At 59.2% G+C, this 14,743-nt stretch carries 16 protein-coding genes; 9 read left to right on the top strand and 7 right to left on the bottom strand.

Annotated elements, in window-relative coordinates:
• The first annotated feature begins 131 nt into the window (after positions 1 to 131).
• The 4 genes from mazG to ACYZUA_RS24250 all read left to right on the top strand — a co-directional run bounded on the left by mazG (position 132) and on the right by ACYZUA_RS24250 (position 2,718).
• Positions 132 to 965, top strand: a complete 834-nt coding sequence (mazG, locus tag ACYZUA_RS24265) for a nucleoside triphosphate pyrophosphohydrolase (RefSeq protein ID WP_461960912.1) — start codon at positions 132 to 134, stop codon at positions 963 to 965.
• Positions 966 to 993: 28 nt separating this feature from the next.
• Positions 994 to 1,536 carry a DUF2058 domain-containing protein gene (locus ACYZUA_RS24260; protein WP_461960911.1) on the top strand — a complete coding sequence of 181 codons (543 nt, stop codon included), beginning with the start codon at positions 994 to 996 and terminating at the stop codon, positions 1,534 to 1,536.
• Positions 1,537 to 1,766: 230 nt separating this feature from the next.
• On the top strand, positions 1,767 to 2,018 hold the full coding sequence (locus tag ACYZUA_RS24255) for a hypothetical protein (RefSeq protein WP_461960910.1): 252 nt from the start codon (positions 1,767 to 1,769) through the stop codon (positions 2,016 to 2,018).
• A 58-nt stretch (positions 2,019 to 2,076) separates the two neighbouring features.
• Positions 2,077 to 2,718: a hypothetical protein gene (locus ACYZUA_RS24250; RefSeq protein WP_461960909.1), complete on the top strand. Its 642-nt coding sequence runs from the start codon at positions 2,077 to 2,079 to the stop codon at positions 2,716 to 2,718.
• 57 nt (positions 2,719 to 2,775) lie between these two features.
• On the opposite strand, the gene ACYZUA_RS24245 is transcribed toward ACYZUA_RS24250, so the two are convergent.
• From ACYZUA_RS24245 to ACYZUA_RS24215, 7 genes are all read right to left on the bottom strand, one after another.
• Positions 2,776 to 2,964: a hypothetical protein gene (locus tag ACYZUA_RS24245; protein WP_461960908.1), complete on the bottom strand. Its 189-nt coding sequence runs from the start codon at positions 2,962 to 2,964 to the stop codon at positions 2,776 to 2,778.
• A 70-nt stretch (positions 2,965 to 3,034) separates the two neighbouring features.
• On the bottom strand, positions 3,035 to 3,310 hold the full coding sequence (locus ACYZUA_RS24240; protein ID WP_461960907.1) for a hypothetical protein: 276 nt from the start codon (positions 3,308 to 3,310) through the stop codon (positions 3,035 to 3,037).
• Positions 3,311 to 3,367: 57 nt separating this feature from the next.
• Complete coding sequence (gene fabB / locus ACYZUA_RS24235; RefSeq protein ID WP_150657112.1) at positions 3,368 to 4,588, bottom strand: beta-ketoacyl-ACP synthase I; 1,221 nt, start codon at positions 4,586 to 4,588, stop codon at positions 3,368 to 3,370.
• A gap of 11 nt (positions 4,589 to 4,599) precedes the next feature.
• Complete coding sequence (fabA, locus tag ACYZUA_RS24230; protein ID WP_008148022.1) at positions 4,600 to 5,115, bottom strand: 3-hydroxyacyl-[acyl-carrier-protein] dehydratase FabA; 516 nt, start codon at positions 5,113 to 5,115, stop codon at positions 4,600 to 4,602.
• Between the two features lie 247 nt (positions 5,116 to 5,362).
• Positions 5,363 to 7,264 carry an ATP-binding protein gene (locus tag ACYZUA_RS24225; RefSeq protein ID WP_461960906.1) on the bottom strand — a complete coding sequence of 634 codons (1,902 nt, stop codon included), beginning with the start codon at positions 7,262 to 7,264 and terminating at the stop codon, positions 5,363 to 5,365.
• A complete protein-coding gene (locus tag ACYZUA_RS24220) occupies positions 7,261 to 8,193 on the bottom strand; it encodes an ABC transporter substrate-binding protein (RefSeq protein ID WP_461960905.1) in 933 nt (310 codons plus the stop codon). The genes ACYZUA_RS24225 and ACYZUA_RS24220 overlap by 4 nt, the downstream gene beginning before the upstream one ends.
• Position 8,194: 1 nt before the next feature.
• The gene (locus tag ACYZUA_RS24215; protein WP_461960904.1) at positions 8,195 to 10,318 is read right to left on the bottom strand and encodes a TonB-dependent receptor plug domain-containing protein; all 2,124 of its coding nucleotides are present in this window, start codon (positions 10,316 to 10,318) and stop codon (positions 8,195 to 8,197) included.
• Between the two features lie 196 nt (positions 10,319 to 10,514).
• Between ACYZUA_RS24215 and ACYZUA_RS24210 the strand changes: the two genes are divergently transcribed.
• The 5 genes from ACYZUA_RS24210 to ACYZUA_RS24190 all read left to right on the top strand — a co-directional run bounded on the left by ACYZUA_RS24210 (position 10,515) and on the right by ACYZUA_RS24190 (position 14,726).
• Positions 10,515 to 11,540, top strand: coding sequence for an NAD(P)H-dependent glycerol-3-phosphate dehydrogenase (locus tag ACYZUA_RS24210; RefSeq protein WP_056743259.1), 1,026 nt, complete (start codon positions 10,515 to 10,517; stop codon positions 11,538 to 11,540).
• A gap of 31 nt (positions 11,541 to 11,571) precedes the next feature.
• Entirely contained in the window at positions 11,572 to 11,919 is a 348-nt protein-coding gene (locus ACYZUA_RS24205; protein WP_461960903.1) for a DUF4389 domain-containing protein, read from the top strand.
• Positions 11,916 to 12,368, top strand: coding sequence for a phosphohistidine phosphatase SixA (sixA, locus tag ACYZUA_RS24200; protein ID WP_309676260.1), 453 nt, complete (start codon positions 11,916 to 11,918; stop codon positions 12,366 to 12,368). Before ACYZUA_RS24205 ends, sixA begins: the two co-directional genes overlap by 4 nt.
• A 214-nt stretch (positions 12,369 to 12,582) precedes the next feature.
• The gene (locus ACYZUA_RS24195; protein ID WP_461960902.1) at positions 12,583 to 14,250 is read left to right on the top strand and encodes an AMP-binding protein; all 1,668 of its coding nucleotides are present in this window, start codon (positions 12,583 to 12,585) and stop codon (positions 14,248 to 14,250) included.
• 32 nt (positions 14,251 to 14,282) lie between these two features.
• Positions 14,283 to 14,726: a hotdog fold thioesterase gene (locus tag ACYZUA_RS24190; protein ID WP_461960901.1), complete on the top strand. Its 444-nt coding sequence runs from the start codon at positions 14,283 to 14,285 to the stop codon at positions 14,724 to 14,726.
• Positions 14,727 to 14,743 lie beyond the last annotated feature (17 nt).

Genomic DNA, 14,743 nt, shown 5'->3' with positions numbered 1-14,743 from the left:
GCCGATCCCTGTAGGAGCCGAGCTTGCTCGCGATGGCGATTTACCTGACACACAGCCATCGCGAGCAAGCTCAGCTCCTACAGGTTTGTGGTTTGCCTGACGGACCACGTTACAGATGTAGAGACTGATTGATGTATTCACTTGAAGATTTGCTGCACCTGATGAGCCGTCTGCGCGACCCGCAGTTCGGCTGCCCGTGGGACATCAAGCAAACCTACGAAACCATCGTCCCTCACACGCTGGAAGAAGCCTATGAAGTCGCCGACGCCATCGAGCGCGGTGACTTCGATCACTTGCAAGGTGAGTTGGGGGATTTGCTGTTCCAGGTGGTTTATTACAGCCAACTGGCACGCGAAGAAGGGCGCTTCGAATTCGCCGGTGTCATCGACAGCATCACTCGCAAGCTGATCCGCCGTCATCCTCACGTGTTTCCCACTGGTGATTTGTACGCACCGCTGGATGTTCCGCGCCTGAAGGAAGATCAGGTCAAGCAGCGCTGGGAAGAGATCAAGGCTGAAGAGCGCGCCGAGAAATCATCTACGCCAACGCAGCTGTCCTTGCTCGACGACGTACCCGCCGCACTGCCGGCATTGTCCCGTTCGGCGAAGTTGCAGAAGCGTGCAGGGCAGGTCGGGTTCGACTGGCCTGACGCCTTGCCGGTGCTCGACAAAGTGCGCGAAGAACTTGATGAAGTGCTCGAAGCCATGGCCGACAATGACTCGGCAGCGATTGCCGATGAAGTCGGTGATCTGTTGTTTTCCGTGGTCAATCTGGCGCGCCATCTCAAGGTCGATCCCGAAACTGCACTGCGTGGCGCCAACAGCAAGTTCGAAAGACGCTTCCGTTTTATCGAACAGGCATTGCGCGATACCCACCGTCCCATAGAAGATTGCACCCTCGAAGAGTTGGACGCCTTGTGGGGCGAAGCCAAACGTCAGGAAAAGAATTTGCCCAGCTGCGGTTGAGCAGTTGCCTAAGTGAGTAATAAGCACCATGAGCATTTCCCTTCGCGACCAGTTGCTCAAAGCAGGGCTGGTCAACCAGAAGCAGGCCAAACAGGTCGGCAAAGACAAACAGAAACAGCAGCGTCTGGCCCACAAAGGTCAGATCGAACTCGATGACTCGCAGCAGCGGGCGGCTCAGGAAGCCATGGCCGAGAAGGTCAAGCGCGATCAGGAGCTGAACCGTCAGCAACAGGAGAAGGCCGAAGCCAAGGCTCGCGCGGCTCAGGTCAAGCAGTTGATCGAAGTCTCGCGTCTGCCGAAGCTGACCACCGAGGACTACTACAACTTCGTCGACGACAAGAAGGTCAAGCGCATCTCGGTCAACACGCTGATGCGTAACCAGCTCAGCAATGGCTTCCTGGCGATCGTGCACCACGCCGGCGGTTACGAAGTGATCCCGCGTGAGGCGGCCCTGAAGATTCAGGAGCGCGATCCGCAGCGCATTGTGCAACTGAACGTCAAGACCGAAGAAGTCGCAGTAGAGGATGATCCGTACGCGGCCTATCAGATTCCTGATGATTTAATGTGGTAGTCAGCTGAGATGTAGTTACTTGTAACTACACATGCGTTAGTACTTGGATATATAAAAAGCCTTGAGCCCGAAAGAGTGGTTGGATACTCTCTTTCGGGTTTTTCTTTATGGGCGTATTAAATATCAAGGATGTGTTCGGTTTCGGTTTTAGTCCGGCGTCTGTTATTTCATCCCGTATTCAATTGTTCATTAAGAGGAGGTTCATTAATTAATTACGCTAGAGGTTTTTGATGTTAGTTACTATTGCGTCTTTGCAACAACCCACCTTTTATTCCGAGTTTTCCTTGCAGCGCAAGCCAGACCAGTCCATGACGGAATATGTGAGCCAGGAACTCTACAGAAGAATGAAGTTTGTCAGCGACAGGCTCAAAGTGGCCGCCAAGGCCGCCATTGTTCAGCGTCCGGACAGCGAATGCCTGTTCTTCACCCTTGCCCGAGTTCTTCTGGAACGTTCCATGGAACAGCGCACAGCACGAGGATGATCTATTGGAGCATGGCATGGCGTGCATGGACAGAATGCCTGAGTGCATGGAGATGCTGATGAATGGGCTTCCGGCGGATCAATATGGGAAAGTAATATTGCTGGCAGGCACCTGTGCCACGTTGATCCAAGTAGGAGAAGGGCAGGCAGCTTACTTTGATGTGATCAACTATGTGATGACCACCAGTAACTTCAAGGTGCTCAGTAACGGAACACCGGAGATGTCAATGTGGCCAAAACGTTATGTGTCCGGTATTGATTTCGGGCAGTACATTGATAGTGTCGCTGGGTATTGGTTCTTTAAACTGTCGGATAACTTGAAAGTCAAGGTCAAGGGTGTCAGTTCTACCGTGGCTGAACACAACTCCCCGGACGGTTATGGCCCGGTGTTTTCAAATACGTTAATCGCGCAATGCCCGTTCAGCATTAATGTGTGCCTGAACTATGCCGTTCTGGAGAATGGTCAGCGAGATGATGAGTTGGAGAAAATCGATTCGAAAATTGATTTCCTTATTGCCTGCGGAATGTCTTTCGAAGAGGGCAAACGCTATCCGGACAGTGTCAGGTTTGCGGTCAGAAATGACGGGATGGGTTCAGGTCGATGCCAGTTCGCCGAAGTGAAGTCCGGCAAGATCACTCGCCTGGTGCCTTCGGTGATTGTCGAGGACACGCTGCACCTTGCAACGCTGGACCTGGGCTAATCAAAAGTCGCCTGCCTCGGCTAAGGGCCGGGCAGGCGCTTCACTCGTCGCGCAGGCTCAGCCGGCCGAAGCTTCGCGCTTCTGTTCCAGTGTTTCCAGTTCGGCCTTGTAGCTATGGGCATCGGTTTCGGAGTGGAACATCCCCACCAGCATGTCTTGTTGGTGCACGTCCCAGATCCGGATACCGGCGGCTACGCCTTCGTGGGACTTATGTGAATCGTCGCGTTCAGTTACTTTTACAGTCATCTGCTAGCTCCAATCTCTGTTATCTGCAGCAAGGCGTGTGCAGGACTCCGTTATATGTTTGGTTAGCCGGCTAAGTAAACGACTGAGTTTGGTAACGGACTTTTGCAAAATTAGAGAAAACCCTGCAGACCTTGAAGCACGCGGCATTTGGTCGCAGGCCGCTGAGTTTCATGACAAAAGCTTCATGTTCGCGAAGAACAAAACCTCGATTGAGGCCGAAGGTAAAAACCCTGTAGGAACCGAGCTTGCTCGCGATGAGGCCATTACATTCACCATCATCATTGACTGTGAAGCCGCCATCGCGAGCAAGCTCGGCTCCTACAGATATTTGCGTTTTTTCAGGCACAAAAAAAACGCCCCGAACCAGTCGGGGCGTTTTTTTGTGCAGCGAAACGGGGAGGTATTACTTACCTGCCCAGCGCTTCAGTACCAGCGTGGCGTTGGTGCCACCGAAGCCGAAGCTGTTGCTCATCACGGTGTTGATGGTGGCGTCTTCACGAGTCTTGGTCAGGATCGGCATGTCAGCCACTTCCGGGTCCAGTTCCTCGATGTTGGCGGAACCCGCCATGAAGTTGCCTTCCATCATCAGCAGGCAGTAGATCGCTTCGTGAACGCCAGCGGCGCCCAGGGAGTGACCCGACAGGCTCTTGGTGGAGCTGATGGCCGGTGCCTTGTCGCCGAACACTGCACGCACGCCTTCCATTTCCTTGGAATCGCCGACCGGAGTCGAGGTGCCGTGGGTGTTCAGGTAGTCGATCGGAGTGTCGACGGTGGACATGGCCATCTGCATGCAGCGGATGGCGCCTTCGCCGCTTGGAGCGACCATGTCGTAGCCGTCGGAGGTCGCGCCGTAGCCAACGATTTCCGCGTAGATCTTCGCGCCGCGGGCCAGAGCGTGTTCCAGCTCTTCGACCACGACCATGCCGCCACCGCCAGCGATGACGAAACCATCACGGTTTTTGTCATAGGCACGCGAGGCTTTTTCCGGGGTTTCGTTGTACTGGCTGGACAGGGCGCCCATGGCGTCGAACAGGAACGATTGGCTCCAATGCTCTTCTTCACCGCCGCCGGCGAAGACGATGTCCTGCTTGCCCAACTGGATCTGTTCCACAGCGGTACCGATGCAGTGAGCACTGGTGGCGCAGGCGGAAGAGATCGAGTAGTTCACGCCTTTGATTTTGAACGGCGTGGCCAGGCAGGCGGAAACCGTGCTGCCCATGGTCCGCGTGACGCGGTATGGACCGACGCGCTTGACGCCTTTCTCACGCAGGATATCCAGCGCTTCCATCTGGTTCAGCGTGGACGCGCCACCGGAACCGGCGATCAGGCCGGTACGCACGTTGGAGACTTGCTCATCGGTCAGACCGGAGTCGGCGATGGCGTCTTTCATGGCCAGGTAGGCGTAAGCCGCCGCGTGGCCGACGAAGCGAAAGATCTTGCGATCGATCAGCTCTTCGAGGGGAAGGTCAATGGAGCCGGAAACCTGGCTACGCAGACCCATTTCGGCATATTCCGGGTTGAACCGGATGCCAGGGCGGCTTGCACGCAGGTTAGCGGAGACGGTCTCTTTGTCATTGCCCAGGCACGAAACGATGCCCAGACCAGTGATAACGACGCGGCGCATGCGGATAACCCTTAGAAGTTGTCAGTGGAGGTGAAAACGCCGACCCGAAGGCCTTCGGCGGTGTAGATCTCGCGGCCGTCGACGCTGACCGAACCATCGGCGATGGCCAGGTTCAGCTTGCCTTTCAGGACGCGCTTGATCTGAATGTTATAGGTTACTTTCTTGGCGGTCGGCAGAACCTGACCAAAGAATTTCACTTCGCCCGAACCCAGGGCGCGACCGCGGCCCGGCAGACCTTGCCAGCCGAGGAAGAAACCGACCAGTTGCCACATGGCGTCGAGGCCCAGGCAGCCCGGCATTACCGGATCACCTTCGAAGTGGCAGGCGAAGAACCACAGGTCCGGAGTGATATCCAGCTCGGCGACCAATTCACCCTTGCCGTACTTGCCACCCTCGGCGCTGATATGGGTGATGCGATCCACCATCAACATGTTCGGGGCGGGCAGTTGTGCGTTACCTGGGCCGAACAGCTCACCGCGACTGCAGCGCAGCAGGTCTTCCCGAGTAAAGGCGTTTTGTTGGGTCATGCGAGCTCCTCAATAGTCCCATGCGGCAGGTGGGGCAAATCTTCCCGGCCGATCGAAGCGTTCATGCCTCGAGTCAGCAGCCTACTCATAGACTATTGCGTTGTGGTGAAAGTCACAGCACCAAGGACATGAATGTACACTTGTGCACTGAAATTATTATTCAAGCCCCTTTTCGGGCCTGTTCGGGTGCCTAAGACTGCCGCACTTTCGCCTTTCACGCCAGTCGCAGATAGCCGAAAGGCCTGCACTACTGCACCCAGCGCTGCAGAATTTGCTGCAAATCCGTGCGTTTGAAGGGCTTGGCCAGGTAATCGTTCATCCCCGCCGATAAACAGGCTTCGCGGTCACCCTGCAAGGCGTTGGCGGTCAGTGCGATGATCGGCAAGTCTGTGCAGCCGGGCAATTGGCGAATCTGTCGGGTGGCCTCGTAGCCGTCGATGATCGGTAGCCTGCAGTCCATCAGAATCGCTTCGAAAATCAGACTCTCGGCACTGCGTACTGCCTGGGCGCCATCGGTGACGACGCTGACAGTAAAGCCCAGACTGCGCAACATTGCTTCGATGACCGTCTGATTGACCGGATTGTCTTCCACCAGCAACACGTTGCGCCCTTCGCCATCACCGCTGCCGGTGAGTATGCGCGGTGCCCGCACCGGCAGCGTCTGTTTATAGAGTGCCAGCGGGATTTCCAGGGTGAACACCGAACCGCGACCTTCCTCGCTTTGGGCACGCAACGTGCCGCCCATGCGTTCAGCCAGTGTGCGAGCAATCGGCAGGCCCAGCCCGGTGCCGCCATAACGTCTCGAAATAGAACTGTCGGCCTGCTGGAAAGCGTTGAACATCAATTCGAGGCTTTCAGCCGAGATACCAATCCCGCTGTCGCGCACGGTGCAGGTGAACCACAGCAGTTCGTGATCCAGCGACTGCCATTGCGGTTCGATGCTGACACGGCCCTGTTCGGTGAATTTCAGCGCATTGCCGATCAGGTTGACCAGGATCTGCCGGATCCGCGTCGGGTCGCCCTGGACCTGCAACGCGCGCATGTCGTCCGGAATCGACAGCGCCAGGTCGAGCCCGCGTTGCATGGCGCTGTGCGAGAACGACTGGGCGCAACTGCCGATCAGGTCCGCGAGGTTGAACGGAATGTGCTCCAGCTCCAGTTCCGATCGCTCGATGCGCGAGAAGTCGAGAATGTCGTTGATGACTTTGAGCAGGTGTTCGGTGGACTCCGAGGCGAGCGCCGCGTATTCGACCTGCTCCTCGGTCATCTCGGTGGTTTCCAGCAGTTGCAGCATACCCAGCACGCCATTCATCGGGGTGCGCAGTTCGTGGCTCATCATCGCGAGGAAATCGGATTTGGCGTTGTTGGCCTTTTCCGCTTCCTCGCGTGTCTGAATCAACTGCGCCATCGCTTGATGCTGTTCGCGACTGGCATGTTCGAGCCCGTTGGCGAGGTTGTTGATGTGTTGCGACAGCGCGCCCAGTTCGGTGTCGTCGACAATCGGCAGCGGCGTTTTGTAGTCGCCGTCCTGAATCGCCTTGACCGCGTTGCCGATGTCGCGGATCGGTTGCGACAGGCTGCCGGCCAGGCGCCGGGCGAGCAGAAAAGTAAACAGCAGGGCGAACAGCGCCAGGATCCCGGCCTTGAGCAGGATTTCCTGCTGACGCTGGCTGAAGGCGTCATTGGACAGGCCGACGATCACCCGACCCAGATAATCCTCGCCGGGTGCCGTGTTGGCGGCGCGGCTGCCTTGCAGGAAGTCATTGTGCAGCTGGATTCGTTGCAGCCGCACCGGGGCCTGGAACACTTCGACCTGGTGTGAGCGGTTGTGGGTTTCCGACGGTTGCTCGACGTACACCAGAATCCGGTTGGCGCTGTCCTGGACTTCCAGAAAGCGCACATTGGGCGTGGCCAGGGTCGCCTTGAGCAAACTGTCGAGCACCTCGTTGTTGCCCGAGATCACTCCGTATTCGGTGGCCGGCGCCAGTTGGTTGGCGATCAGTTGCCCAGTGCGATTGAGCTCCTGACGCAGGTCCTGGATCCGCACGAAGGTGAAGAAGCTGATCAACAGCAACGTCAGCAACAGGGCAGGGCCGAGGCTGATGATCTGTGTGCGGGTGTTGATGTCCCAACGGCGACGGAAGGTCATGGGCGATTTTCTCCTTCGGCCAACTGTGTTGCGACAGACGCTTCGTTCATCTGTTCAATACCTAATGAACGAGCCACTTGCGGGTTGCTTAAGACTTTGAAGCGTTGCGGGTAGTGCGTGCGTGGCCACGTGGCCGGTGGCCGGTCGAGCAGTTCGTCGAGTATCGCCAGCCAATCGCTCTGATCGCTGTAGGTGCTGGCCAGGCTCCCGGCCCTGACGAAGCCGGCGTTAGGGCCGATCAGCGCCAATTGCCGTGCATAGCTGCTGAGTAACAGGTTTTTCGCGGTTTTCGGGTTGTACAGATCGGGGTCGTCGAGGCCCAGCAACACGTCGCTGTTTTTCAGCAACGCCTGCAACGGCCGGCTGTCGTTGGTGTTATCCCAGCGCTCGGTGACAACTTCAAGGCCCAGGGCGTGGGCGGCCTGATGCAGTTCTTTCAAGAGGAATTCGCTGTGGCTGTCAAAGAGCACGCCGACCCGTTTGGCCTGCGGCAGCAGCAACCGGGTCAGGCGCAATTGTCGGTCCAGGGGCGGATCGCTCCAGAGCAGGCTGAGGCGCGGGGGCAGGGTGGCCCCCAGACGCTGACGGGCTTGCAGGCGGCTGATGCGCAGCACTAGCGTCGCCGGGCCTTGGGTGTCTTTCAGGCGCCAGTCGAGGCTCGGCAGGTCGAGCAGAATCAATCGGGTGCCGGCGGGCAGTTTGCCTGGCGCCGGCAGACTGGCCAGCGGCTGGAAGTGCACGTTATCGGCAGGCCGCAAAGCGCTCAGGGCCTGAGTGAAGGATTGCATGCCCGGGCTGTCCTCGGCGCCGGTCAGCAAAATGTCCGCGGCGCTGGCCTCCAGGCTGCTCAGCAGCCCGGCAAACATCAGGCACAACCCGGCCAGCAGGCGGCCAAGGATTGGCGTCTTGCGTGACGGGCGATACAGCATCTTAAAACGTCAGCTCCGCGCTGAAGTAAAGCACCCGGCGCTCGTCGTAGTTGTTGTCGACGAAGGTTGTGGGCTGGCTGTCGAGGCGTTGCTGGAGCACGCCGGCCAGTTCCAGGCTGGCCTTGCCCAGGCCCATGCGTTTGGCGATGCGCGTGTCGACCCGTTCGAAGCGGTAGCCGTTCAGGGCATCGTCACCATAGTAGAAGAGCGCGCTGTTCCAGCCATGGCCCCAGTTGCGCAGCCAACCGGCGGAACCGCTGTTTCTGGCAGTTTGTTGTGCATCCAGTGGGTTGCTCGCCTCGGCATCGACGTAGGCATACGTCAGGCGCAGGCGATCGGCGCTGCTGATTCGCCAGTCGAGCTGGGTTTCTGCCCCGGTGAAGCGCACGCTGTTTGAGTTGCTGGCGATGTACTGATTGTTGCGCAGCGGTTCGCTGATCATCCCGGTGATTTCGTCGTAGAACAGCTTCACATCGACCGCCAGCCCGACTTCGGCAAAGTAGCCGTTGTAGCCCAGCTCCCGGGAGCGCATGTGTTCCTGTTCGAGGTCGCCGGGGCCACGGGTCTTGACGAAATAACGGGCACTGGACTGGCCATAGGCGCTGGGCCGCAGGTTCTTTACCTGATAGCTCCAGTTGACGTTGTTCTCGAACATGTCCGGCGAGCGGATGGCTTCCGAGTACACCGCCCGCAGGCCATGGCGCGGGTTGATCAGGTAGTTGACCGCCACCCGCGGGGTGAGCGAACTGCCGATCAATTGCGTGTCTTCGAACATCGCGCCGCCCTGCAGCAACCAGTGCTCGGTGGCGCGCCACTCGAGTTGGCCGAACGCCCGCCAGGTGGTGTCGTCGAGGGTGCCATTGAAGTAGGTCTCGGAATCTGCCCGGTCGTAACGATAGTTCATGCCGCTGACCAGTCGCAGACTGTCGGACAGGCTGAGGGTGTCTTGCAATTCAAGGTCGTAGCGCGATTCCCGGGTACTCTGGTCAATATCGCCACAGAGGGTTTGCCGGGCGCCGTTTCGCCATTGGTCCAGCACTTGATTGGCCAATGCACGTTGCGCCGGGTCACCTGCTGGCGCGCCGGGGCCGGTGTAGCGCTCCATGTTGCGCGCCAGGCGTTCGGTGTAATTCGGGTTGAGTTGCCAGAGTTCGGTCAACTGCGGGCTGAACGAAACCTCGGCATCGCAGGCACGCCAGGTCTGCTGACGATCCCAGTGTTGCGCCGAGCCCTGGATGTAAAGGCTGTGATCGGGATTGATATCGAGGTTCCAGCGTAGCGAGCCGGCGTAGTCCTTGGCGATGACGTCGGAATTGTTCCCGGCATCGGTAATCCCCGAGAAGACCGGGCGGTAGGTATACGGCCGCTGGTTGCTCCCGTCCTTGGCATTCAATTGCCAGTCGATGCTCTGGTTTTCAGTGAGCGTCTGGCTGACGGCGAGGTTGAAGCGGTTCAAGCGGCGGCTGTCGCGGTAATCGGCGCCGTTACGGTCCGAGTCGAAGCCGTCGTCTTGCTGGCCGGAGAGTGACAGGCGCAGGTCGCCGCCGTCCCAGCCCACGCCCTGGCTGGCGTAAAAGTCGTCGATGCCGCGCTGCCCACGGGTGACTTTCATCCGCGTGCCATGGCTGTCGGCCGGGTTGCGCGTGATGATGTTGACCACCGCCATCAGCGCATTGGCGCCATAGCTGACGGTGTTCGGGCCGCGAAAAACCTCGATGCGCTCGATGTCTTCCAGGGCTACCAGAATGTCACTCCAGTCCACCGTGGACAGGCCTGCGCGGTACACCGAACGGCCGTCGATCAACACTTGCATGCGTCGCGCTTCGGTCGCATTGGTGCCGTGATAGTTCACCGCCGCCTGGTTCCCGTTGATGTTGCCGACCATCATTCCCGGCACCAGTCGCAGCAACTCACTGATGTCCCGGGCGCCACTGGCGTTGATCAGTTCGCTGTCGATCACCGTCATGCTCCCCGGTACCGCGGCCGGCGACTGCTTGAGTCGCGTCGCGGTCAATACTTGCGGCAGCGGCTCGCTGTCGAGGAACAAGTCGTCGGCGAGCAATGGCGAGCTGAAAATCAGCGCCAGTACCAGCGGCGAGCGAGGTGAAGGAGAGCCAAACGACACAACACATCCTTGATAGCGAACAATTGGCGCGCATGTTAACCGAGCGCAATGACTTTTCCAGTCACGTTGTGGGCATTTTCCTCGGTTTTCTTGGTCTTCTTCCTACAAGTGTCGGTAATTGATGCGGGGGCTGGCCGCCACTGGGCCGCTCCGTATAATGCCGTCATCGCCACTGGTATGGATTAACGGATTGCATATGACTGAACAGCGCCCAATTGCGGTCCTGGGAGGCGGAAGTTTTGGTACCGCCGTGGCTAATCTGCTGGCCGAAAACGGGCATCAGGTCCGGCTGTGGATGCGTGACCCCGAGCAGGCCGAGGCCATTCGGGTCAATCGCGAGAACCCGCGTTACCTCAAAGGCATCAAGATTCTGCCGGCCGTGGAAGCGGTCACCGACCTGCTGGCCACTCTGCAAGCCTGCGACCTGTGCTTCGTCGCACTGCCGTCCAGCGCGCTGCGCTCGGTATTGATGCCGCACGCCGAACGTTTGAGCGGCAAGTTGCTGGTGAGCCTGACCAAAGGCATCGAAGCCCACACTTTCAAACTGATGAGCGAAATCCTCGAAGAGATCGCCCCGCAAGCGCGCATCGGCGTGCTGTCCGGGCCGAACCTGGCCCGTGAAATCGCCGAACACGCGCTGACCGCCACGGTGGTCGCCAGCGAAGACGAAGAGCTCTGCCAGCGGGTCCAGGAGGCGTTGCACGGCCGGACCTTTCGCGTGTACGCCAGCGCCGACCGCTTCGGCGTGGAGTTGGGCGGGGCGCTGAAAAACGTCTACGCAATCATCGCCGGCATGGCGGTGGCGTTGGGCATGGGCGAAAACACCAAGAGCATGCTGATCACCCGGGCGCTGGCGGAAATGACCCGCTTTGCGGTGAATCAGGGCGCCAACCCGATGACCTTCCTCGGTTTGGCGGGCGTCGGCGATTTGATCGTCACCTGTTCGTCGCCGAAAAGCCGTAACTACCAGGTCGGATTCGCCCTCGGTCAGGGCTTGAGCCTGGAAGATGCAGTGACGCGCCTGGGCGAAGTCGCCGAAGGGGTGAACACCCTCAAGGTGCTCAAGACCAAGGCCCAGGAGGTGGGCGTGTACATGCCGCTGGTCGCCGGGCTGCATGCCATTTTGTTCGAAGGGCGCACGCTGGAGCAGGTAATCGGTCTATTGATGCGTGCCGAGCCGAAAACCGACGTCGACTTTATTTCCACCAGCGGTTTCAACTGAGCACTCAATTGACAGGGGCAGGGAGCGAGACATGAACGATCCGAAAGTAGAAGCAAAGTACGAATCCATCCTGCTGCGCGTGTTGTGGATGATCGTCTACGTGCTGGTCTGGCAAGTGGCGCAATTCATCCTCGGCGCCGTGGTGTTGGTTCAACTGATCTATCGTTTGATATATGGCGCCCCGAGCGCCAGCCTGATGAACTTCGGCGACAGCCTGAGCCAGTTCCTGGCGCAGATCGGTCGTTTCGGCAGCTTCCACAGCGACCAGAAACCGTGGCCGTTCGCCGACTGGCCGACGCCGCGTACACCGGAAGGTGAAGCACCGCACGCTGTGGCGCCGGCACCACACCCGGTCCGAGATGAGGAGCCCAAGCTATGAAACTCTGGATACTGCGTCATGGTGAAGCCGAGCCACACGGCAAGCGTCCTGATTCGGAACGGGCCCTGACGGCCCATGGTCGTGAAGAAGTGCTGCGCACTGCCGCCGAGTTGGCCGGCAAGCCGCTGACCGCGATCTATGCCAGTCCTTACCTGCGAGCGCAGGAGACCGCAGAAATTGTGCGTACAGCGCTGAATTTCGCGCCGGAGATTCGCACCGTCGACTGGCTGACCCCCGACAACCGCCCGCAAGCGGTGGCGGAGCAGTTGGTGTCTGTGGATCACGCGTTGCTGATCAGTCATAACCCGCTGGTGGGCAACCTGTTGGGTTACTTGCAGCACGGCCATGTACAAGACCCGGAAGCGGTGAAAACCGCCGGCCTTGCAGAACTTGAAGGGGATTTGCCGCTGGCCGGCGCGATGAAGCTCAAAGGCATCAAGCACCCGTAACCCGCTTTTGCCTTTGCCTTTGCTTTTGCTTTTGCTTTTGCTTTTGTAGGAGCAAGGCTTGCCCGCGAAGCTTTTGCGTTTTCGAAGGCCTCATCGCGGGCAAGCCTTGCTCCTACAGGGGTGTGTGACTCCTGATTTTTGTGTGAAATAGTCAACCGAGCAACTGCTTGGTTGACTACGCTTGCTCCAGACCAAAAATAAAGGAGCGAGTCGCATGCCTGCTGCTTTCCGTTTGCCGCTGGACGTCTTCTACGAGCGTGAGGCCCGTCATCCCCGCCAGCGCTTTCTGGTCCAGCCCGTGGGTGGCGGGCAAGTCGAGACCCTGAGCTGGGCCGACGTCGGTCATCAGGCGCGTTGCGCCGCGCATTGGTTGCGCGCGCGCGAACTGCCCCAAGGCAGCCACATCGCTCTGATCTCGAAAAACTGCGCGCACTGGATCATCGCCGACCTGGCGATCTGGATGGCCGGCCACGTGTCGGTGCCGCTCTACCCGAACCTCACCGCCGAGACCGTGGCCCAAGTCCTTGAACACTCCGAAGCGGCGCTGGCGTTCATCGGCAAACTCGATGACTGGCCAGGCATGTCTCGCGGGGTCAGCGCCGATCTGCCGACGATCAGCCTGCCGTTGCATCCACCTGGCACGTTCGATTTCAGCTGGGCCGACCTGCAAAAGAGCTCACCGATCCAGGACGATCCCAAGCCGTCCGCCGACCAGTTGGCGACCATCATTTACACCTCCGGCACCACCGGCATGCCCAAAGGCGTGATGCACAGCTTCGCCAACCTGGGGTTTGCCACCACTCACGGCACGCAGTTGTTTGACTTGAATGAGTCGGATCGACTGCTGTCCTACCTGCCGCTGTGCCATGTCGCCGAGCGGATGTTCGTCGAGCTGGCGTCGATCTACACGGGGCAAACGGTGTTTTTTGCCGAGAGCCTCGACACCTTCCTGACCGATTTGCGCCGTGCACGTCCGACCGCGCTGTTCGGCGTGCCGAGGATCTGGACCAAATTCCAGATGGGCGTGTACAGCAAGATCCCGGCAAAGCGCCTCGACTTCCTGCTCGGTCTGCCGATCATCGGCAAGCGGGTCGGCCACAAAGTCCTGGCCGGGCTCGGGCTGGACGCCTTGCGCATCGCCTTGTCCGGCGCCGCGCCCGTGCCGCGGACCTTACTGCTGTGGTACCGCAAACTGGGGCTGGATGTGCTGGAGGTCTACGGCATGACCGAAAGCTGCGGTTATTCGCACGTTTGCCGGCCGGGCCAGAACAAACCCGGCTGGATCGGCAAACCCTGCCCGGAGGTCGAGGTGCGGATCGCCGAGTCGGGCGAGGTCATGGTGCGCAGCGGCGCGACCATGCTCGGGTATTTCAAGGAGCCTGAGAAAACCGCCGAAACCATCACCGAGGACGGCTTCCTGCGCACTGGCGACAAGGGCGAGGAGGACGCCGAAGGCAACCTGCGCCTGACCGGGCGACTGAAGGAAATATTCAAGACCAGCAAAGGCAAATACGTCGCCCCGGCACCGATCGAAAATCGTCTGGCGGAGCATTCGCGGATCGAGCAGGTGTGCGTGGTGGGCGATGGCCTGAGTGCGCCGCTGGGGTTGTGCGTGCTCTCGGCAGTCGGTCAGCAGGACGCCAGCGGAACGGCGAGGGCGGGCCTGCATTCAAGCCTGGAAAAACTCCTGGAAGAGGTCAACGGCGTCCTCGACAAACACGAACGCTTGCGTCGATTGGTGGTGGTCAAGGACAGTTGGGCGGTGGAAAACGGCTTCCTGACGCCGACCCTGAAGATCAAGCGCAATATGATCGAAGCCGCCTACGGTGCCCGTTTCGAAGAATGGAGCGAGCGCAGCGAAGCGGTGCTGTGGCAGGATTGAGTCACGAATAAAACCAACAAAGGATGTCAGCAATGAGCTTGTGGCGTACCGATCCCAACATTGAACAGTTGAACGCAATCCAGAAAAACACCATCGGCGAAGTACTGGATATTCGCTTCGAAGCCTTCGACGAAGCGTCTCTGACCGCGAGCATGGTCATCGACCATCGCACTCACCAGCCTTACGGCTTGCTGCACGGCGGCGCCTCGGTGGTGCTGGCCGAAACGGTCGGTTCGATGGCCAGTTACCTGTGCATCGACGCCAGCAAGTTCTACTGCGTGGGCCTGGAAATCAACGCCAACCATTTGCGCGGCTTGCGCAGCGGGCGTGTCACGGCGGTGGCCAAGCCGATTCACATTGGCCGCACGACGCATGTCTGGGATATCCGTTTGACCAGCGATGAGGGGAAGGCGAGTTGTGTGTCGAGGTTGACCATGGCGGTTGTTCCGTTGGGGGAACAACCGCCGTCTCGTTGATGGCGTCAAGCCGTTCC

It is taken from the genome of Pseudomonas sp. LS2P72 (assembly GCF_054897865.1).
The sequence above is the reverse complement of the archived record's forward strand: the minus strand, read 5'-3'. Positions and strand labels throughout refer to the sequence as shown.

Bases quoted from the DNA above. Each gene is read 5' to 3' on its own strand.
- mazG (WP_461960912.1), top strand. From the start codon at position 132: ATGTATTCACTTGAAGATTTGCTGCACCTGATGAGCCGTCTGCGCGAC.
- ACYZUA_RS24260 (WP_461960911.1), top strand. From the start codon at position 994: ATGAGCATTTCCCTTCGCGACCAGTTGCTCAAAGCAGGGCTGGTCAAC.
- ACYZUA_RS24255 (WP_461960910.1), top strand. From the start codon at position 1,767: ATGTTAGTTACTATTGCGTCTTTGCAACAACCCACCTTTTATTCCGAG.
- ACYZUA_RS24250 (WP_461960909.1), top strand. From the start codon at position 2,077: ATGAATGGGCTTCCGGCGGATCAATATGGGAAAGTAATATTGCTGGCA.
- ACYZUA_RS24245 (WP_461960908.1), bottom strand. From the start codon at position 2,964: ATGACTGTAAAAGTAACTGAACGCGACGATTCACATAAGTCCCACGAA.
- fabB (WP_150657112.1), bottom strand. From the start codon at position 4,588: ATGCGCCGCGTCGTTATCACTGGTCTGGGCATCGTTTCGTGCCTGGGC.
- fabA (WP_008148022.1), bottom strand. From the start codon at position 5,115: ATGACCCAACAAAACGCCTTTACTCGGGAAGACCTGCTGCGCTGCAGT.
- ACYZUA_RS24225 (WP_461960906.1), bottom strand. From the start codon at position 7,264: ATGACCTTCCGTCGCCGTTGGGACATCAACACCCGCACACAGATCATC.
- ACYZUA_RS24220 (WP_461960905.1), bottom strand. From the start codon at position 8,193: ATGCTGTATCGCCCGTCACGCAAGACGCCAATCCTTGGCCGCCTGCTG.
- ACYZUA_RS24210 (WP_056743259.1), top strand. From the start codon at position 10,515: ATGACTGAACAGCGCCCAATTGCGGTCCTGGGAGGCGGAAGTTTTGGT.
- ACYZUA_RS24205 (WP_461960903.1), top strand. From the start codon at position 11,572: ATGAACGATCCGAAAGTAGAAGCAAAGTACGAATCCATCCTGCTGCGC.
- sixA (WP_309676260.1), top strand. From the start codon at position 11,916: ATGAAACTCTGGATACTGCGTCATGGTGAAGCCGAGCCACACGGCAAG.
- ACYZUA_RS24195 (WP_461960902.1), top strand. From the start codon at position 12,583: ATGCCTGCTGCTTTCCGTTTGCCGCTGGACGTCTTCTACGAGCGTGAG.
- ACYZUA_RS24190 (WP_461960901.1), top strand. From the start codon at position 14,283: ATGAGCTTGTGGCGTACCGATCCCAACATTGAACAGTTGAACGCAATC.